Here is a 20,375-nt window from a genome sequence, read left to right on the forward strand (position 1 = left end):
GGCCATTCAAGCCGCCTGGCTCTTGGGCCACAGCACGGCCGCGATTGACAGCATCATCAAGCCCACCGCTGCCCAGTCTTGCCAGTGCAGCACCTCGCCCAACCAGGCCGCTCCGCTGAATACGCCCAGCACAGGGATCAGCATCACGCTCAATGTGGATGCCACGGGCGGCAAGCTGCGTGCCAGGTAAAACCAAGCGGCGTGCGCAAAGCCAAAAACCAATACGGCATTGAAACCGATGGCAAACCAGTTGGAGGGTGACGGGGCCACCCAGCGATCGCTCTCCAGCACCACGGCCAGCACGCTGATCACCCCGGTGGTCATGAGGGTCATCCAAAACGAGATGGCCAAAGTGGGGATCGGCATCTGGGTGCGGCGCAACATTTGCGTGCCCAGCGCCCAAGTGCTGGCCGCCACCAAGGCCAGCAAGACCCCGGTGGGCCTGCCGCTCAAATTGGACAACTCATGCCAGAGCAAAAGCACCACGCCCAGGCTGGCGGCGGCCACCCCAGCCCACGAGCGCTTGGCCAACTGGTCACCAAACACCCAAGCACCCAGCAAGGCTGAAAACATGGGCATGGTGTAGCCCAAAATCGCCGCCCGCCCGCTGGACAGGGATTGCACCGCGATGATGATCAGCGCGTGCCAAATGAACATGTTGAACACTGCCAACACCAGCAACTCGCGCCAATGCGCACGCGGAATCCGAAACGGGACTTTCATCGCCAGCAATGCCAGCCCCAATACCGGTGTGCCCAGCCAAAGGCACATGGCCCGAAAGGTCAAAGGCGGAAAGCCCGTGACCCCCATTTTCATGACCGGCCAGTTGATGCCCCAGACCAAGGTGAGCAAAACCAAGAGGGTCCATTGGCGGGGAGAGAGTTTGTGCATGGGGTGCATCTTATCGGGCCGTAAAATCACAACCCATGACCTTCCTCGACATGCTGCGCGCCGCCGAGCGCCAAAACGGCTCCATGCTTTGCGTGGGCCTGGACCCCGAACCCACCAAGTTCCCTGACGCCTACAAGGGCGACGCCAACAAGATCTACGACTTTTGCGCTCGCATCGTCGACGCCACGGCCGACCTGGTTAGCAGCTTCAAACCTCAAATTGCCTACTTTGCCGCACACCGCGCCGAGGGCCAGCTCGAACGCCTGATGGAGCACATGCGCCGCGTGGCCCCGCATGTGCCCATCATTTTGGACGCCAAGCGTGGCGACATTGGCAGCACCGCTGAGCAATACGCCAAAGAGGCTTTTGAGCGTTACGGTGCAGATGCCGTGACCCTGTCGCCCTTCATGGGCTGGGACTCGGTGGCCCCGTACCTCAAGTACCACGGCAAAGGCGCCTTCTTGTTGTGCCGCACCTCCAACCCCGGTGGCGACGATTTGCAAAACCAGCGCTTGGCTTCGGTCGAAGGCCAGCCGCTCTTGTACGAGCATGTGGCCCGTCTGGCCCAAGGTCCCTGGAACCTGAATGGCCAACTGGGTCTGGTGGTGGGCGCAACCTATCCCGCAGAAATAGAGCGCGTGCGCGAATTGGCCCCCACCGTCCCCCTGCTTATCCCCGGTGTGGGCGCACAAGGCGGCGACGCAGTCGCCACCGTCAAGGCTGGCTGGCGTGCTAACGCCGACGGCAGCAGCGCAGGATCGATCATCGTCAACTCATCGCGTGCCGTGCTGTACGCATCGAGCGGTGACGACTTCGAGCAAGCCGCCCGCCAAGTGGCCCTGCAGACACGCGACACGCTGGAAGCGGCCAAGGCCTGATGCCTGGATGAACGCTGCCACTCAGCCAGCGCCGAGCGGCATACCCTGGATGGCTCTGCTGTCCTTGTTGATGGCGGTCTTTCTCGGTTCGCTCGACCAATCGGTGGCCAACACGGCCTTGCCTGCCATCGGTGAGGCCTTGCAAAGCACACCGGCCGAGTCGGTCTGGGTAGTGCATGCCTACCAGTTGGCGGAGGTGGCGGTGCTGCTGCCCTTGGCTGCTTTGGGTGACCGTTGGGGCCCACGCAAAGTGTTTTTGCTGGGCATCGTGCTCTTCAACCTGGCGGCACTGGCCAGTGCCAGCGCCACGCAGCTGGAGTGGCTGGCCTTTTTCCGCGCCATTCAAGGTGTGGGGGCGGCCGGGGTGATGAGCGTCAACCTCGCCTTGATCCAGAGCATCTACCCTCCAGAAAAGCTGGGCCGCGGTGCCGGTATGAACGCCCTGATCGTGGGCTTGGGCTACAGCCTGGGCCCCACGGTGGCTTCGCTCTTGCTGGCCGTGTTGCCCTGGCCCTGGTTGTTTGGCTTGCAGGCGCCACTGGGAATGGTCGGGCTCTTGTTGGCGTGGCGTTACTTGCCCCGCACCGTACCTGCCAAAACCAACGTGCCCTATGACCGTGTACTGGCGCTGCTGGCGGCCGTTTGTTTTGCATCCTTGGTGTTCACGCTCAGTGCCGTGGCTCAGCAAAAAGGCTGGGTTGTTCTGACTGCGCTGGGGCTCATGCTGGGCAGCGGTGGTTGGCTGTTGTTGCGCCAGCGCGGCCAGGCCGCGCCTGTGCTGCCGGTCGATCTGATGCGGCGGCCCTTGTTCAGCCTGTCGGTGTTCACCTCGTTCAGCGCCTTCACGACACAGGGCCTTGCGTTTGTGGCTTTGCCCTTCTTTTTTCAACAGCAACTGAATCGCCCGTTTGTGGAAACCGGGGTGCTCATGTCGGTCTGGGCTCTGGTGGTGGCTTTGATGGCGCCTGTGGCGGGCACCTTGTCCGACCGTTATCCGGCTGCGATTTTGGGCGGTGTGGGGCTGGGCATTTTGAGCCTGGGCATGGCCGGGTTGAGCATGTCTGGAGCTGAGGTTTCGTTTGCCGTCATGGCCTTGAGCATGGCGCTGTGTGGTGTAGGCTTTGGGCTGTTTCAGTCGCCCAATCTGCGTGCCATCATGGCCAGCGCACCCGCCCATCGCACCAGCGGCGCCAGTGGTATGGTGGCTTTGGCGCGATTGATCGGGCAGGCCAGCGGTGCGGCTTTGGTGGCCTTGTGCTTCAACCTGTTCGGTCCGCAGGGCGCAGGCCATGCGGTGATGCTGGGCGCGTTCACGGCAGGCCTGGGCGCTGTGCTGAGCGTGGCCCGCTTGCGTGCTCGTTGAGGCGATTGACTCCAAGGCAGCGGAAGCCGTCGTCGGGTCTGACTTGGAACCCTAAGGGAAATCCAACCCCATGTGTCGATTTTGAGCAGGCACTCCTAGGTTTAGATGGTCAGTTTTCGGACGGCGACAACACTTGGTCGTCACAGACTGCAAATCGAGCGTTTAGATTGGCTTTCGTGATAACGCGATCAGGATCGAAAAAGCGTCATCAGCTGACGACAAATTCCGACAGATGAAGCCACGAGCCACAAGGCGGCACCTCGAATGGCATATTCAATTTAAAGTTAATACGGGTTTGCATTTAAAGGTTTTTTTGATGTTTGCCAATTGCAAAAAATCAAACTTTATTTACCAAAATCTCGTCTCAAGAAAAATCAATCATGTCCACTATTTCAGCCCCTTTTGGTTTTTTGCAAGGGTTTAAAGAATCTCATTCGACCCTTGAAAGGTCATGGCTGAAAACCGCGGTAGCAGTCATCATATTGACTGGCAACTTCCTACTTTTGGGTTGTGGCGGCCCCCCAAGCCCTCATCCTCACATCCAACATGTCGCGGTTATCGATGCGGGAAGCAGCGGTTCGCGGGTTGTACTTTATGAACGCATGTTCCAAGGTGATGCGCTACAGGTTGAACCGCGTTTTGCGGACAGTGGCGGCTTGGCGTTATCTGGTTTCGAAAGCACCCCTGGTGATGCAGGCCCATTGGGCGTAAAGCCTCTGCTAGACAAACTGGTTGCCAACTTGCAGGCAAGTGGGGTGTCGCCCGCGTTGGTCGAAGTTCATTTCTTGGCCACTGCCGGTATGCGTTTGGTGGAGGGCCGAAACCCCGCCGCAGCGAACGCAATTTATGACAGCGTTCGTTCGACGCTGGCTCGCTCAGGATTGAAACTCGGCCGTATCGGGACTCTCAGTGGAATCGAAGAAGGCCTTTTTGCCTGGATCGATCTGAACGAAATCGCTGGCAATTTCAAGACCGGTCAAGAAACCACTTTGGGTCTGCTTGAAGTCGGCGGCGCATCTGCTCAAATAGCCTTTGCCACCACCGCACAAGACAATCGGGCGGTATCCGTGTCAGTCAAAGGGAAAAGCCACAAAGTCTTCAGCCAAAGCTGGCTTGGACTTGGTCAGGACCAGGCGAGGCTGTCGATGATCCGCCTAAACCAGGCAGGATCTGGCCTGACAAACAACGTTTGCTACCCGGACAACACAGGCCAAGCCGGCGGCCTCCAGGCCTTTGACGTGGGCATCGAAGGTTTGTTCATCGACTCTGGTCGCTATGATTTCTGGGCCTGTAGCGAACTGTATGACGAACAGCTGCGCGGCATGCGGGTCAGGGAGGTCACAACAGTTCCTGGCTTTTCCGCATCAACCCTGGTGGGCGCCTCGTCCGTGAGCTTTGCACTAACGGACTGGCGCGCGACCGACGATGTGGGCAAGCTGGGCTCACATCTTCAGGCCAATTGCACGGGCCCTGACGCTTACGGGAATCAGGTTCTTCCCTTTCTCGGACGCACGGCACCGGGTAACCGCTTTGCTCAAAACGCCTGCGCCAATGGAACCTTTATGCAGGCCCTGGTGTTTGGAGCACAAGGTTTAGGCCTTCTACCTTGGCAATTTGGAGTTCAGATCGACAAAGGCCAAAGCATCAATTGGACACGAGGCGTGGTACTGATCGACCCATAAAGCCGAGATGAACCAGCGGCTTGCGTCGATACCTGTGCGAGTACGCCTAAATGTGATGCATGCACCTCTGATACCCCCGCTCTCTTTCTCGTCAGGATCCCAAATATGAGCTCATTGTTTCGACGCAAATCCTTCACACAAACAAACATCCCATTGGGACTCAAACGGTCCATGGGCCGCTGGACCCTGCTGTGCTTCAGCACAGGCTCAATCATTGGGTCAGGCATCTTTGTCATATTGGGTGCTGCAATCGAGAAAGCTGGGCCTGCCGTATTGATATCTTTTGCGGTAGCAGCTCTTGCAGCGCTCTTGTCGGCCCTGTCATACGCGGAACTGGCCAGCAAAATACCATCTAGTGGCTCCTCTTATTCTTATGCCTACGTCACATTAGGTGAAATCGTGGCCTGGAGCGTCGGGTGGATGCTGATGTTGGAATACGGTGTTGCCGTTGCTGCGGTGGCGGTAGGCTGGGGTGAGTATCTGAACGTACTGCTGGCTTCGGTGAACATGGCCATACCGCCCGACTTTGCGAATCCGCCTGGCCAGGGGGGTGTCTTCAATGTCCCAGCTTTCATAGTCGTAGTGGCCTGTGGACTGTTGCTGATCAGAGGAGCCTCTGAGTCAGCCATGATCAACACCCTCATGGTGTTTCTCAAAATCGTCGTCCTGATTTTTTTCTGCTGCGTTGCCGCTACGGCTTTTGATGCAAACAAGCTCACGCCTTTTGCACCGTTGGGGGTGGCCGGAATTGTCGCTGCCGCCGGACAAGTTTTTTTCTCATACATTGGCTTTGATGCCGCATCGACTGCGGCTGAAGAAGCCCATGACCCCCAGCGTGATCTACCGTTTGCAATTGTGGGCAGCGTATTGCTAGTCACAATTCTCTATCTGTTGGTGGCACTCGCAGCGGTGGGAACATACGGCTGGGAAGGCTTTGCATCAAAGGGCGCTGAGGCGGCGCTGGCCAGTGTGGCCAATAGCGCCGTCGGCGGAACTTGGGCCGGAAATATCATTGCCCTAGGGGCTGTTGTCTCAATCTTCAGTGTTGTTCTGGTCGTGATGTACGGACAGACTCGCATACTCATGGCGATGGCACGCGATGGCTTGTTGCCGAAGATATTTGCCAAGGTACACGCACGAACACAAACACCGGTGACCAACACCCTCATCGTGACACTGCTGATTGCTCTTCCGGCTGCTCTGGTACCGATGGGGCAACTGGCCGAAGCAACGAGCATAGGCACACTGGGGGCCTTTGCAGTAGTCAACGTAGGCGTGATGGTGCTACGACGTCAACGCTCGGGAACGCAGGCTGGGTTTCGTATGCCACTGTATCCCCTCATACCGCTGCTGGCACTTGTGCTGATTGCAGTGATTCTTGCCGGCCTAGACACAGCGACCTGGCTTGCGTTCCTTGTATGGATGACATTGGGAATGGTTTTCTATTTTGCCTACTCTCGCCGACACTCAGAACTTAACAACCATCATGATTGAATTGGGATAAATACATTCAGCTTTGTCTACGCGTGCCTTTAGGGCAACCACTTTAAGTCCTTTACGAAGCCTGGCGAAATCGTATTCTCGAGCTAATCACGGCAACTGAAGTTCAGGACACGCAAGGGAGCCAGATAATGAAGGTGGCGCCAGCGCCAAGTGTGCTGACAAGTTCAACATGGCCCTCATGCGCTTGGACAATACGCTGAACTATCGAAAGGCCCAACCCCATCCCTCGAACTTGGCTATCGACGGAGCCTCTGAAAAATTCTCGGAATATCTTGTCCTGATCCATTAAAGAAATGCCAGGCCCTTGATCTGTAACAGACACACCGACTAAGCCCGATCTTTCTTGTAGACCAACCGTGATGGTGGACCCGACAGGAGAATATTTGGCGGCATTGTCGAGCAAGTTGCTCAGAACCAGTTCCAGCTGATATTTATCAGCCAGGACTTTTGGCGCTTGAAGTGGCATATTGACATGCACGTTATGCCGGGTCAATAAATGTTGCTGAACCTGAAGCTGCTGTTGCACCCAGGCTTCCAGATCGAGAGGCCCAAGTACAAGTCTGGCTAGCGTTTCATTCAGGGCATCACTGTGAAGCCACTTGTCGAACATGCTCTTAAGCCGCAATGAGGCCCCTTCAATGGCACTCAACCGCTTAACCACCTCGTCAAGACCATTGGCGTACTCCTTGCGCATGAGCATGGCTTGGCTGTAGATGATGCTGAGCGGTGTGCGAAATTCATGCGAGATCATGGAGCCAATCCTCACATACTGCTCACGCAGATTTCTTTCTTCAAGCCAGGACAACTCAAGTTGTTTAGTTCGCTCTTGGACCATCCGGGTGAGTTTTTCTTCAGACGCCTTAGACTGATCCAGTAAGGCCTGGTTGGCCTCCAGCGCCAGTGCTTGTGTAGCAACATGGGTGAGATGCTTCTGGCGCAATATTTCACCGAGTGCAAGCGCCACCAACAGCATTTCCACTGCCGTTGTGATCTGCACCAAATAAGAAGTCAATCCGTTTGTAGGGATCAGGCCAAAAGCACGCAAGGCAGCACCACAGACACCCAGCCACAAAACCACCCACCCCAGCAGAAAATACCGTATGCCGCTTCGGTCCAGTCGATAGGCTTTATAGCCTACCAGTGTGACCAGTAAACCCATCAGCATTGAGTTAAGCATGAGCATCTGATTGGTCAAGAACAGCAGGTGTGGATAGACCAAATGCCCCAGAGACAACAAGAAGGCTAGAGCAAACATCCACTGGCTCAGCGATAAAGAACGATCCAACCAGCTGCGCGAATCCAGACGGACTAACCTGCGCGCAAACATGACTGCAAAAAAAGCCGTCAGACTCAAAAAGAGGCTTTGCGATATTTCGTCAAATTTTATGAAGTCGTTCCAGACAAAAAGACGGCCATAACCATTGCTGGCAAACATCCCCAGTGCAGCCGAAATGATGTAAGCGCTGTAGATTGCAAAGAGGCCATCTCCAATCGACAGGAAAATGACCAAGCCATAAATGGCCAGTACCGCCAGTACACCGTAATACATGAACTGCAACGCATGAAACCGTTGCTGGGACGCCTGGTAGGCATTGGGGGACCAAACCGTCAAGGGGACGGTCAACGCATAGCTCGAGGTCACCCGCAAGTAATATGGTTGGGTCTGCGGTGTCAGCTTTAATGGAAAGATGAAAAAACGGTCAAAGACAGGCCTGCTTAAGAAAGCACGAGCACTACCTGTCTGCACCACAGTTCCATCTGGCGCATAAAAGTCCAGGTCCTGCAGCTTGGTGTAGTCGATCTCGAGCAGCCAGTCCTGCGGCGCGTCCGCCTCTCGTGCAAGAGGCAACTTGATCCAGTAGGCCGACGTGGTAAATCCGAAATTTAATAATTTCCCGGGCCCAGCCCAATGTTTAAATTGTGCGTCTGCTGCTCTGACCTGCTCGAAGGTAAGTTGACCAGCCGGGTCTTCCAGAAAGGTGGTATCTGCAAGTGGATTGAACTTCAAAACTGTCGTAGTCAAGGTAGCCGCCGATGTTGACAAGCCGCTCAACAGCAGCGCGTACACCATTAGCAATTTGATAAAAACAGACATAGTCAATCGTAAAAAATCATAGGTTACGGCAGACCTTAATCTGGCTCAGACTGCACGGTCGCCGACCCTGTGAAGGCAAAGCCAAAGCCATAAACCGTCTGCAACGGCAACGCTTCGCTACCAATCTGATCAATTTTCTTTCGCAATCGGCGGACCATGATTTCCATTCGGCGAGCATCGTAATAGTCAGGCTTATGGCCCAAACTTGTTACCAACTCATGCCTGTCGACTGGAACACCAGCAGCATGCATGAGAGGCTTAAGAAATCTAATTTCGGATTGGGTGAGTTTGACCGCCAGCCCCATAGGGGTGACCAATGACCAATGCACTTCATCAAGTCGCCAGTAACCCGATTGTTGTCGTCGCACACGGCGAGTGAGGTTTCGCACCTGCAGAGAAAGCTCTTCGAGATCAAAGGGCTTAACAAAGTAGGCATCGGCGCCACATCGGATGCCTTTGAGCCGGTGTTCCTTGGAAATGCGAGCGCTCGTAATAATGAGGCCAGTTTCCTTCAAATCTTTACGCTGTTGGAGTAATTCCAAGCCATCGCCATCGGGTAGGCCAAGATCAAGAAGAATGACGTCGAATTGTTGCTGCTCAAGGGAAGAAAGTGCTTCCCCCAAGCTGCCTACACCTACCACCTTGATTCCGTCGAGGCGTAAGAAATTAACCACAGCGTCGCGCAGGTCCGGCTCGTCTTCCACCAACAGCACACTTGGCACGTCTTCTGTTTGCGTTTTCATTTATTTCCGGCCCTAGGCGGGCTAAGCGTCAATACCGCTGGAAAACTTCTGGACGTTTATAGGTTCCATCCTTGTCGTCGCGAACAAAGGCATAAAGCAGGTCATTTTCCCGATAAAAGGCCATTTGGTCGTCGCCCTCAATCAAAGTTTCGTCGTCTTCCTGGAAACAGTATTCCGATCCACCCACCCCTCTTACACACCAAATTCCAGGTGCATTATTGAGTCGGGAGTAGTCAACTGTCATGCCGCTGGAGAGCACACGCAGGGTGCCAGCTTTAGTGGTTGTGTTGAACGCGCCTGCTTGTAAGGTGCGCGCGATATCGGACAACATAATCGTCGCGATAACCTGCCCGGTTTTCTCAGCCACGATGCTGGATTGAGAGTGGGTCAGATAGGCGCCGGGACTCCCAGAGCAATCGGTTTTTGTATGAAAAGTAGTTTCAACCTCTAGCAGCATCTGCTCTTGAGCCGCCCCTGGTCTGATCTGCAGCCAATCCATTCGACCCTTGCCATCGCAGGTGCCCCATTTACCTATGTACGGTGATATCGGAGTTACTGGCTCAGGCTGAGTGTTGCCGCCACAAGCTACGAGTAAAGCTGCAGTGGCCAGTAGCCCCGTCATTTTTTTCATCAATTTGCTATTCATACGATTGCTCCTGCACCAAGAGGAATGAAGTTCCAACTAATGGCAAACAAATCCTAGCTCAAGGTCTACACGACTCGGAAAAACAAATTCGACAAATACCGACATCGAATTTTTTTAGTCACTTAAATAATTAATATTGAGCAATACTGGCTGGTGCAGCTTAATCATGGGGCTCACAATTCACCTCAGTTTTACTCTTGCCCTTGAACGTAGATTGATCAGTTACTGCGTGGATCCATGATGCCTTCACTTGATGATCGGTCACTTTCAGCGATTCTGGGTGCTCCACAAGAGTCGATGGAGAGAGTTTGATAACACATTTTTCTGGCGGCCGCGTGGTCTTGGTGCAGTAGTGCTGCGATTGAGTTACCCCGCGTATGGGTCATATTAATGTTTAAAGCGTTTAAGAATACCAATGCATCAATTTGAATCACAAATCTTACTGGGCTACAAAACACGTATCGAGATATATTTAAAAATCGTTGTGCTGTCCATGCTGTCAGCTTTGTTTTTCACAGGATGCGGCCACAATACTGAAGCTCCGGTGAGTGTAAAAATACTGGCTGTGAACGACTTTCACGGCTATCTGCTCCCAGAAAAGCAACTGGTCATGAGCCTACCTGATCCCGACGGCGGTGCAGATGTGCGTGTCAATGTCGGAGGCGCCGCTTACCTTGCCAGCCTTGTCCGACAAACACGTGCGCAATCGCCGAACACTCTTTTTGTCGGGGTTGGCGATTTTGTCGGAGGCTCACCGGCACTGTCCACTTGGACAACAGGCGAGGCCACCATTGAAGCCATGAACCTGATCGGACTGGAGGTCAGTGCAGTTGGTAATCACGAATTCGACCGGGGCAAGGCCGAGCTCAAAAGACTGCAGAACGGCGGCTGCGCCAAAGGGGAACCGACAAGCAGTGCGCAGGAGTTCAGTTGCGCCCGCACAGGTGCTTTTGAAGGAGCGCGGTTTCCCTACCTGGCAGCTAATGTGATCGACCATGACACAGGAAAGAGCCTGTTCCCAGCAACATTCGTGCGTCGGGTAGGGTCGGTATCCGTCGGCTTTATTGGCCTGACCCTGCGCGACACACCACAGTCCACACGGGGGGCGCAAGGCCTGACCTTTCTCGATGAAGTCAGTACGATACGAGAACATGCTGCACGGCTCAAACAAGAGGGGGTAGAAGCAGTGGTGGTGCTACTCCACGAAGGAGGCTCCACCAGCACCTCATCTCTAAGAGATCAGACTTGTGCTGGTCTTGCTGGACCGATCAAATCCATTGTCTCTTCATTACCACCAACAGTGGATGTGGTGCTCAGTGCGCACACCCACTACGATTACTTGTGCGAGATCAACGGTATTTTGCTGAGTCAGGCTGGCTCCTATGGTCGCATGGCAACCGAGATCAACTTAAGCATCAGACCAGGTCGCGGCGTGACGTCCAGATCAGGCAAAACAGTGCCCATCATCAACGACCTTACTGCGACCACTCCGAAGGGCTACTCCATCCTCTCACCGGATCCGCAAGTTTCTCGCTTGGTGGAGTTCTACGACCAACTCACCCGGCCGCTACGAACCCGTGCTTTGGGCTTCATCAACAGCAATATTTTGCGTACCGACATCGACGGCGCTGGGCAGGTGGTGAGCAGCGGAACCAGGATAGATGTAGCCGACCACCCCATTGGCCGGGTCTTTGCCGACGCTCTCCTTGCCATGCCCGTACCCGATGGTCAAACAGCGGATGTGGCTTTCATCAACCCCGGGGGGCTGCGAAACTACCTGCCCATGCTAGAAGGTGGCAAGGTCGACTATGAAACCCTTTTCGGTGTCGCGCCCTTCGGGGATGCCCTTTACAGGGTCGAGATGACTGGCGAATCCCTGATCCGATTGCTCGAACAGCAATGGGAGGCGCCCAACTGCACTGGCAAGCGATACAAAGGCATCTGCGGGCGGGTACTGCAACCCAGCCACAGCCTGACCTACACGTGGACTTTTAGCCCAGAAGGCCAAGGTAAAGCGAGCGGTACAGGCAAGATGATCGACCTTGATTCGGTTCGAATTCATGGCAAACCGTTGGTACTCGATGCCATTTACAAAGTCGTAACAGTGGAATTTTTGGCCGTCTATGGCGGCGACTTCTTCACTGCTTTTACTAACCAGCGCCTTTCCCTGCAGAATATTGCAGCCACTGATATGGATGCCTTACAGGCCTATCTCTCCCGGTACACCGCCAACTCACCTCTGACGCCTCCCCCATCGCGGATTCGCTGTGTCGAAAAATTCAGCGGTAAAGCTTGCGAAATCCCAGTCTTATGACCACTGGTTTTCAAGGATACAGTTGTCCTGCAGCCCGTGCCGCCTCAAGGTATATTTCTGGCGGCTTAAAGCCACGTCTTACCCAAGCGGAGCGGCGTATCGATATGTCATATGAAGAGTTAACCTGACTTGATGCAGAGGGCCGCTGTTCGGGATTGGCGAGTTGCCTGAGGGCCATTTCCATGGCCTTCGCTCCCAGTTCAGTTGGCGATGATGAAACGGCCAATCCGCCACCGAAGCGCACGTACGAAGCACGCACACCCATAGGCAAGGGCACTGCGTGCTGTTCCGTCCAAGCGTTCACATCAGCCTCTGGTGCCATTCGCCGACTCCCTGGTACAGCTGGTATTTTGTCTGTCGTCAGCACCAATAGAATGTCCGCGCCGCGTGCAGGTCCCGACACAAAGGCTCTCCAGGCCTCAAAGTTACCAACCAGCGCCTGTGCCTTGATGCGGTGGTGTCCCCAGTCGTAACGTAACACCTGCTCCATTTCTGCGCGGCCAGTCAGATCATCCACACCAACCACCGCAATATTGAGGGATTTTGTGGGATGCATCTGTTCAAGCAGCCTGTTCATAGCCTGCAAGGGTAATTGTTCGCGAATGCCCCAAACGCCGCTGCTGGCTGTATAACCGTAGCTTTCGGGCTCATCCATCAGACCGGTGTAAAGGATTTTCATATCCCTGCGGCCCACGTAATGCCGCGCCACAAGTTCACTGGTTTCATCATCCACCGCAATCAGCACATGTGGATCAAACTGTTCGATTTTTCGACCAACTGCAGCAGTCAGGACCTGGGTGTCCACCCCGTCGGCAAGGATATCTAGGTTCAGGTAATCACGCGTAACGGACACTGGCATGCGGTTGGATGCCAAAACCTTGTTGAAGCCTGCGTCCATGGCTGAAGTCCATGATGATGCCTGGCTGAGAGAGTGAAGCACAAGGATACGGGGCTTAGTGGCGTTGAAAATGGTCAGAAGCAGCAAACTCGTGACCAAGAAAACAGCGACCAGGATTTGACGAAGCAATCGGCTTGAGTGAGGGGTCATACCAACCCCATCCAGCTCCACATGGGAAGAGAGCCCAACACTGCAAGCAAACGAGCTCCGTTCATCAGTAAGTTATGGCGCAAAAAGGCTCGCTCGTCCATCACAGCAGTCACACCAGCGTTGACGGCGATCATGTAGGGAGTTATCTGGTATCGGAAAAACCAGATATCTGAGAAGACTGTAATGACGAATATGCACAACCACAGGTGTATTCCTTGGCTCTGCGCAATAGGCAACAAGATGACTGCGGACAAAAGCATACCTGCAGGGATCGGAAAGAAAAGACGAAGGAGCAGGACCACACATAGGGCCAATCCAATGAAGCGGTAAGTGTCGCCATGAATGAATGCTGACATTCCCCGAAGCGACTGAGCCAATTCAGCCGTCAGGCCCAGATAATCCATGACCTTGATCAAGCAGTCGGTGCTGATGAGAAAAACAATCATCGGCCAGTCCACATTTTTTTGCAGATCGTTCTTGGTCATGGCACCCGTGACCAGCAGATAGATCAACACCGCACCAACAACTGCTGCGGGACTGACATGATGGACACTGGTGGTCATCGCACCTAAGAGAAAAAGGACAAAGCCCGAAGCGGTGACCTTCTCTGCCATGCTAGGTGCACCAAGTAATTTGAGACGGTCGGCCAGCATTGCCCGCGAGACTTCGGCAACCTCGACATCACGAAATACCCAACGGCTGGCTAAAAAATGGCACCCTAGCAAGACGAGGGTGGAAAAAGCTGCCGCCGACAGCCAAAATAGCCCACCGAAGTCGTCCTGCAGATGAGCCGGCAAAAAACCAAAGACCGAAATCGTGGCTGACTTGCTGGTTGCCAGTGAAGATGAAAACAGGAAAGCACCGGCAAAAGTTGCGGTGAAAAGAGCAGTCACGTTCGCACTGCGAGGTGCTAGTCGCAAACCAAGTCGCATGTCGTCGAATGCGGGCATCATCAATGCAATGCGGTTGTTTGCCGAGGGAGTCCCCATGGACAACACCAAACCGTAAAGTATCAAGCTGACCTGATGCCACAGCGGGCGGTTGGGCAATTTCAAGAGTAGCCAAAGAAAAATTCGATTACTGAGCCCTGAGCTTGTCATCATTGCCGCTAGGGCAAACACCCCCAACAAGGTCATCATGCTCGAAGATGCAAAGCTGGACAACACCACTGCAGGTGGTGCCAAGCCCACAAACAACATGAAGACCAACGCAAGAAAGGGCGGTACGAATTCATCCACCAGGCTGAACACCCACATTGTGATCACGGCGGTGAAGATAGCGATAAAGATACTGGCTTGCAAACTTAGCCCCGAAACCTTGCTCGCGGCAAAAAGAATCGGTGGCAAAGCCAGCGTCAAGCTCCAACCAAACAGCGTCCGCGCTGGGACAACTGGGGAATGAACGGTTGGCAGCAGCACGACTGCCTTAGATAACCCAACATCCCCAGAGAGTGAGTGAATCAACGTGGCTTCAAGCCGTGGAACCGCCGAGCACAATTGAGCCAATGCGGTTCTCGGAATTCGCCAAGCGCGAACATCACTGACAGCGCGCACCGTGTGCGCAAACTGCGCTAATCCCGCCGTCTCCTGTCCAGCCAGGGCATTAGGACCCAGTATCGCCAGTTGCTCGGTGCCGCGCAATCGCTCTGCCTTGCCCGTGGTGATCAAGTACATCGCATCTGGTGTGTCACCCTCGCGCGTTAGGCATTCACCATCCACGAAAGTGACTTCATCCATTTGACCTATTAACCGCGAAAGTATGGGCGGAGGTAAGCGGCCAAGCAAGGGATGCTCTCGTAAATCAGGCCACGGCGTCACGTTAGCAGCTGTCATTTTTTGCCATGTAACCCTACTTGTTTAGCGTTGTCTAACTAGAGCTGTAATCACAGCTTAGGAGGGGCGGCAAGCATTGCTCAGCCCTGTCTTGATCTGGTCGAAGAAACACTTCGCCACGGCCGCGCAGATGGGTGGGGCCAGAGTGCCGTGGTACCGTCCAAAGTACCGTGCCGCTTCAACAGGGTCCTGCGGCGGTGAGCCAAACATCGTCCGAATCTGTGGATCCACATCGACGGACTTGACGGTCGTCACACCACGCGACTGAAAATCGGCCATCAAGGTTTTTTGATGTAAGGAGGGCAGCACCGTGGGATCTCCAGAGCCACTGCACAGCAGGGTTGGTGAGACCGGGTTCCAACCCAGCAGGTCATTGCGGCGAGCAGACTGCATAAGGGGGTTCTGGGCATTGGTTTGCACGTCGCGAATGAATGCGGGCAAAAACAGCGCATCGCGTACCTGGTTAGGTGATTCTCCACGAAGGCCAGGTAAACGTCCTTCGGTTAGCAAAGTGTCTTTAGTCAGCGTCGGGTTGGGTAACAGGTCTTCGATGCTGCCAGCGTAAGGTGGTTGAAAGACCGACGCCACATTCGAGTACAGATCACCATAGATTTTTTGCCATGAAGTGACCAGTAAAGGGACAAAAAATTGGTACCCGACAAATGCGTCCGGGGGGCTCAGGGCCGCTGAAAGGTTATATGGACCTGAAAGGTGGGCACCACCCGCCACTTTAATTTCGCCTGCATGTTGAAGCTCGATGACCCTGTGCGCCGACATTGAGGCATGCCCCCCTTGCGAATAGCCGCTGAGCATCACCTGGCTAGACAGAGACACACCAAGTTTCGCCGCAGCATGTCTCGCTGCACGGATCGCGTCGACCAAGGTGGTCGCTTCCGAGTCCGCGTGCAGGTAGGGATGAAAACCGTAAGACGAACCTGCATATCCGAGGTAATCGGGGGCCACCACCGCATAACCGTGGGCCGCATAGACGGCGGTTAGCAAGGCAGTTTCGCTATCTTTCGGATCAGCCAGAGTGCGGGACTTGTTCATCTCGGTGCCCCGCGCATAGGTCAGCAACGGGAAAGGTCCCTGGCAGGCTGGTGCATCGCCCTGGGGGACCAGCATCACGCCCGTACTGTTGCTCATCTCGTTGCGCACTCCAACCGTGTGATAGTCCAGTGCAATCACACGTACATCACACTGGGCCGGACCAGTCAGCTTGATCAAGCCATTGGCCTGCGCGCCTTCTGTGATGGTGGTCACTGGCAAGGTGACCACGGTGGCCGGGTCCTTCTTCAAATCACCTCGACCCGGGGATGCCCCACCGCAACCGGTCAATATGGCGGCTGTTACGGCAACAGTCCAGGTTGAAAAATATTTCATAGCAAGTGATTCTTTAGGTTTGAAAATTTTGACCAGGATATAAAGATCGCTCATGGTTTTGGGAAGCAGACCAAGGCGCCCCGCTCCCGCCAAGTTGCCGGGGCCGCAGGCTACCCATAACGGCAGACATAGAACATGGGCAACTTTGGCGATTGCCAGATTAAAAACTGGCCTTTTTTGCCTGATGAGCTCAATAGTTGGCTGCATGGTCTTCAGAGTGCCAGCGCGTAACGCGCGCCCTGCAGTGAATTGGTGTTTTTGAAGAATAACGGCTGTGTAACTATAAAAATCGATCCATATTCGACAAATTCCGACAATTGCATCAGCCAGGCTGACTTGCCAGTCCAGCTTCTGTAGGCTTACTGTTTTGCTCTCAATTGGGCACTTTCAGCAATCTAAGAACGATCATGAACTCAACCTACACGGCGACAACCAGCTGGTTTCAAACCCTCCATGATCTTGCCAAATCGGGTGAGCTTGAGCAGGCATTGATATCTGTATTTGGCCAGCCTGCCATGACGGACAACTTGCGGACTCTGGTCAAAGAACTTGCGCGCGGTAACAGTTCTTTTCTTCCCCAAATTGTCTCTATGGACCCTGAGGTCCTGCAAGGTCATCCTGGTGCATACGACGCGCTTACAAACACGATTTACGTGGACGCACGGGTTTTGGAGATACCGTCCTTGGCTCTTGAGGTCTTGACCCACGAATGGGCGCATGCGCTGGCTAACAGCCATGTGGCCGGTCATGAGAACCCGAGCGATGCCTATGCACTGACGAAGGAACTGCTCGGCCGAGACCATGCCTTGCTGATGTCCTCGCATGAAACCCACGCTCAAACAGATGCTGGCTTCGGCAGTGGACAACTGACCCTGCCTGGCTCGAAAAACGGAGTGGCAGTGAGATGGTTCGACACCGCCTTGCACATTGACTGGGCGCGAGCGCAGCTGCCCATGCTCAACGCCAAAGCTTTTGACTTGTTCAAACTCGGACAAAACGATTCAGACGCCTTCGCCGTTCAGCCCGCAAATTTTCGTGTAGGCATTACTTCGCCCTATGGTTTGCAGACTTCGAGTGCAACACACTTTGACAACAACAATGTTCGCGGCAGCATTGAGACCATGCGCAAGCGCTGGTCTGATGGGCTTGAAAATTTCGAGGCCAACAAAACCTATGCAAAAGTTTTTACAATTTTTCTGGACTCGTCTCTCGTCGGACCAAGTTTCAAAGGAACTAACGCTGGATTAGAAAATCTGATTTACCGGTTCGGCCAGATTGAGCATGCTTTCCAAGATTTTTACTCGCATTCCAATTGGGTAGAAATGGTGAATGCTGGCTGGATCAAATCCGGAACACTGCTGGACGAGGGACTCGACCTACCAAAACAGCTAAACCCCGGAGACTACCTCGGATCCACAAGTGCGGTCATGGTTGCGATGGGTGGCCCAGACTATGACCATAGTTTGGTGCGTGCCGGCATAGGTGCATATGCAGGCGGACCCAAGGTCGTGCATTGGTGGGTCCAAGACCGCCAGACCAATTGGGGCGAGGTGTTCGCCTTGCCGAAGTCAGGAACGACCGCGCCTGCAGATCGGGTCGGTGGCCTGATGACCGGGGCGGTCAACGGTGCGATTTACTACGACACCGATTTCAGCTTGCCCCTACGAGCAGTCAACCGTACCGGGTTTTTTGAGGCCGAATACTTCCGCGGGTTTTCCCATGGTGGCCTTGCCGGCACGGTGGCAGGCCAGTGGATAGAGCCGCTGTCCAAGGATAAACCTGACAATAGTCGATTTAGCGATAAAAATGCCAATCGGGTGCTGTTTGAACAAGCCCAAGACTATGCCGCGCAACAGGTCCGTCATGACTTTGACCGTATGGGCAACCTCATCTTCAAGCAATATGGTGAGGCAGGTTTGCGCGCATTTGCCGAATTCGCTCTGACCGAATTTGACCGTGATACCTACGTTTCAACCTACAGCAGCCCAGGTGGCCGATGGGACTGGGACAATGCCTTGCAAACCCCGCAATTGGCGAAAATGTTTGCGGTCACCGCCAGTGAAGAGGCACCGTCGTCGGATGACTTCCATTTTGATGAATCGAATATGCGCTTCATCGAGGTTTACTACGCTGAGGGGCATGAAAATTTTTCCGACAATGCCCACCCCGCCTACCTGACCCAGGTTTTTGTCGATGGTCGGTGGCAGGATGCTGCCGCCGGGCTCATCAATACCCACCACGGAGAACTAGAGGAATATGGGCCAGAGGCATTTGTGCCTGCGCCTGTTCAGCACACCCAAATGGGCGGCCGGGCAGTCTGGTCTTCACCTTATGTCCAGGAGGGCCATTATCTGGGGACTGTTTATTTTGTCTCCAATGAGAACAGCGACGCACTGGTGAAAATCCCCAACTTTGACGTCGGACGGGACCTTCTGCAGTTAGTCGATGCACAGGGGCAGTTGATCCACAGCTTCGACCTTGACCATGCTGACTATCCCGTACAGCGCCAACGATTGCTTGAACAACACAACATCGACATCAATGCCCGCCCTGAAACAGAGGGTCTGACCATGACCCGAGTAATCGGCCCTGGGATGACACAAGGGTCAATGCTGTTAAGTGCAAGTGATTTTTTTGCGGATATGGATGCGTTTGAATCTAAGGACCCAAAGTCTAAAGCTCTCGGTCAAGACACCCTCATATTTGCTGGCCATGATGAGACGCGCCCTTGGCTGGACCTAAGGGCAGATGGGCAATTGGAGATTCTCGATATTGCTCAGGTCCCAAGAGGGTTGCATGAAATTTATGTCAGCGTCACTGACGGTGAAGGTCTTTTAGAAAATGCACTGATCGTATTGGCGGTAGACCCCCAGATTCGGATTGGCGATCGCACTTACGATCCCAGCAGCGCCATCACAATAAGCCTGCGTTCGAAGACGGAGGCCGCAACAGGCCTTTGGGGTCAGGTGGTGGACGATGCCGGTCGGCCCGAAGGACTGCCAGAACAGTGGGGCACCAGCCTAGGCCTGGCTTCAGGCCTGCCTACAGGTGTGCACGCGGGTATTGTGAAGTCATCTCTAGCGAGTGAAGTCGACCATGGCACGATGCATTTTTTTGCTGACCTGTACGACCGAAAAGAAACTGTACCCTTGGAGGTAAGAGCAAATGGAGAAGGCAGGTTCGAACTCTGGCTGGATGGGCAGGTCTTTGCCGACCTTGACTTGCAATCACCAGATCCTGAGGCATTTGTAGATACTATCTACGTGCCTGGGCAGGGCGATGTCTTTATCGGCGTCCCGCTGCCAGCGTCCTTGGACACTGTCACTTTTGATGCGCCTGGCCTTGCTCACCAAGTCAGGCTGCAGATGCGGGTGGTGCAAGACAGTCCACGCGCTGGCCAGTTCGGCTTCATTTTGATGGACCTGCAGTCCGGCGATGTGATTGATCCTCGCTCTGGCGTACACCTCGAAAACTTGCGACTCGATTCCGACAATATTCTTGATTACGCGGTTTACAAAGCACAAACCTCACCGGACAAGGTAGTGGAGAGTTCAAACCACTTTCTGATCGATACAGATTTGCTTCTCAACAATTTGGCCCTTCAGCCCTTCTTCATTTTCGAGACGCAGCTTGGAAAGCAACTCTTGCTCAGCGGGGTTGGCGGAACGGTCGATGGCATAAGTCCCATCGTCCGAGTAGACCAAAACAGCTTTGGCGTCGAGGATTTGGTTGACGGAGACTACGACTTTGACGATGTGGTCGTGACGATAACGGGCCTGAATGTCGCCGCTTTTGATACCGACCGCGTTGCAGTTTGGGACGTGCTTTAGGACTTGTTTTAAACCTGAGCATTGTCGGGATCGGTCGAAGTCTTTTCGTCCAATCCCGCCTTGCGCTGGCGGACGCAGGCACGCTTATCGTTGGTCTCTGCCAACGTGATCTTGAGGCTCAACGCTGCGTGGCCAGTGAGTCGCGCTGTCGTCGAGTTTGATTTCGG

13 protein-coding genes are annotated in these 20,375 nt (G+C 54.4%); 6 read left to right on the plus strand and 7 right to left on the minus strand.

Going from position 1 to position 20,375, the window contains the following annotated elements; translation table 11 throughout:
- Positions 1–6: 6 nt before the first annotated feature.
- Positions 7–891 carry a DMT family transporter gene (locus tag SWE17_RS08875; RefSeq protein ID WP_322992743.1) on the minus strand — a complete coding sequence of 295 codons (885 nt, stop codon included), beginning with the start codon at positions 889–891 and terminating at the stop codon, positions 7–9.
- A gap of 35 nt (positions 892–926) precedes the next feature.
- On the opposite strand from SWE17_RS08875, the gene pyrF reads away from it, so the two are divergent.
- The 4 genes from pyrF (at position 927) to SWE17_RS08895 (ending at position 6,308) form a co-directional block, all read left to right on the plus strand.
- Positions 927–1,769, plus strand: a complete 843-nt coding sequence (gene pyrF, locus SWE17_RS08880; RefSeq protein WP_197275264.1) for an orotidine-5'-phosphate decarboxylase — start codon at positions 927–929, stop codon at positions 1,767–1,769.
- 7 nt (positions 1,770–1,776) lie between these two features.
- Positions 1,777–3,132 (plus strand): MFS transporter, encoded by a 1,356-nt coding sequence (locus SWE17_RS08885; RefSeq protein WP_322992744.1) that lies wholly within the window; start codon positions 1,777–1,779, stop codon positions 3,130–3,132.
- 380 nt (positions 3,133–3,512) lie between these two features.
- The gene (locus SWE17_RS08890; protein ID WP_322992745.1) at positions 3,513–4,814 is read left to right on the plus strand and encodes a hypothetical protein; all 1,302 of its coding nucleotides are present in this window, start codon (positions 3,513–3,515) and stop codon (positions 4,812–4,814) included.
- A gap of 105 nt (positions 4,815–4,919) precedes the next feature.
- Positions 4,920–6,308 (plus strand): amino acid permease, encoded by a 1,389-nt coding sequence (locus tag SWE17_RS08895; protein ID WP_322992746.1) that lies wholly within the window; start codon positions 4,920–4,922, stop codon positions 6,306–6,308.
- A 112-nt stretch (positions 6,309–6,420) separates the two neighbouring features.
- Here SWE17_RS08895 and SWE17_RS08900 read toward each other — a convergent pair whose 3' ends face one another.
- Genes SWE17_RS08900 through SWE17_RS08910 form a run of 3 tightly spaced genes read right to left on the minus strand, consistent with a single transcriptional unit; the run spans position 6,421 to position 9,801 of the window.
- Entirely contained in the window at positions 6,421–8,412 is a 1,992-nt protein-coding gene (locus SWE17_RS08900; protein WP_322992747.1) for a sensor histidine kinase, read from the minus strand.
- A 35-nt stretch (positions 8,413–8,447) separates the two neighbouring features.
- A complete protein-coding gene (locus SWE17_RS08905) occupies positions 8,448–9,155 on the minus strand; it encodes a response regulator transcription factor (protein ID WP_322992748.1) in 708 nt (235 codons plus the stop codon).
- 28 nt (positions 9,156–9,183) lie between these two features.
- Positions 9,184–9,801 carry a hypothetical protein gene (locus SWE17_RS08910; protein ID WP_322992749.1) on the minus strand — a complete coding sequence of 206 codons (618 nt, stop codon included), beginning with the start codon at positions 9,799–9,801 and terminating at the stop codon, positions 9,184–9,186.
- 415 nt (positions 9,802–10,216) lie between these two features.
- On the opposite strand from SWE17_RS08910, the gene SWE17_RS08915 reads away from it, so the two are divergent.
- Positions 10,217–12,115 (plus strand): bifunctional metallophosphatase/5'-nucleotidase, encoded by a 1,899-nt coding sequence (locus SWE17_RS08915; RefSeq protein ID WP_322992750.1) that lies wholly within the window; start codon positions 10,217–10,219, stop codon positions 12,113–12,115.
- 10 nt (positions 12,116–12,125) lie between these two features.
- On the opposite strand, the gene SWE17_RS08920 is transcribed toward SWE17_RS08915, so the two are convergent.
- The 3 genes from SWE17_RS08920 to SWE17_RS08930 form a co-directional block, all read right to left on the minus strand.
- Positions 12,126–13,163: a hypothetical protein gene (locus SWE17_RS08920; protein WP_322992751.1), complete on the minus strand. Its 1,038-nt coding sequence runs from the start codon at positions 13,161–13,163 to the stop codon at positions 12,126–12,128.
- Entirely contained in the window at positions 13,160–14,899 is a 1,740-nt protein-coding gene (locus SWE17_RS08925; protein WP_322992752.1) for an SLC13 family permease, read from the minus strand. Before SWE17_RS08925 ends, SWE17_RS08920 begins: the two co-directional genes overlap by 4 nt.
- A gap of 153 nt (positions 14,900–15,052) precedes the next feature.
- The gene (locus SWE17_RS08930) at positions 15,053–16,585 is read right to left on the minus strand and encodes an alpha/beta hydrolase family protein (protein ID WP_322992753.1); all 1,533 of its coding nucleotides are present in this window, start codon (positions 16,583–16,585) and stop codon (positions 15,053–15,055) included.
- 200 nt (positions 16,586–16,785) lie between these two features.
- Between SWE17_RS08930 and SWE17_RS08935 the strand changes: the two genes are divergently transcribed.
- On the plus strand, positions 16,786–20,208 hold the full coding sequence (locus SWE17_RS08935) for a hypothetical protein (protein ID WP_322992754.1): 3,423 nt from the start codon (positions 16,786–16,788) through the stop codon (positions 20,206–20,208).
- The last annotated feature ends 167 nt before the right edge of the window (positions 20,209–20,375 follow it).

This window comes from Limnohabitans sp. (assembly GCF_034680285.1).
Lineage (GTDB): Bacteria > Pseudomonadota > Gammaproteobacteria > Burkholderiales > Burkholderiaceae_C > Limnohabitans_A.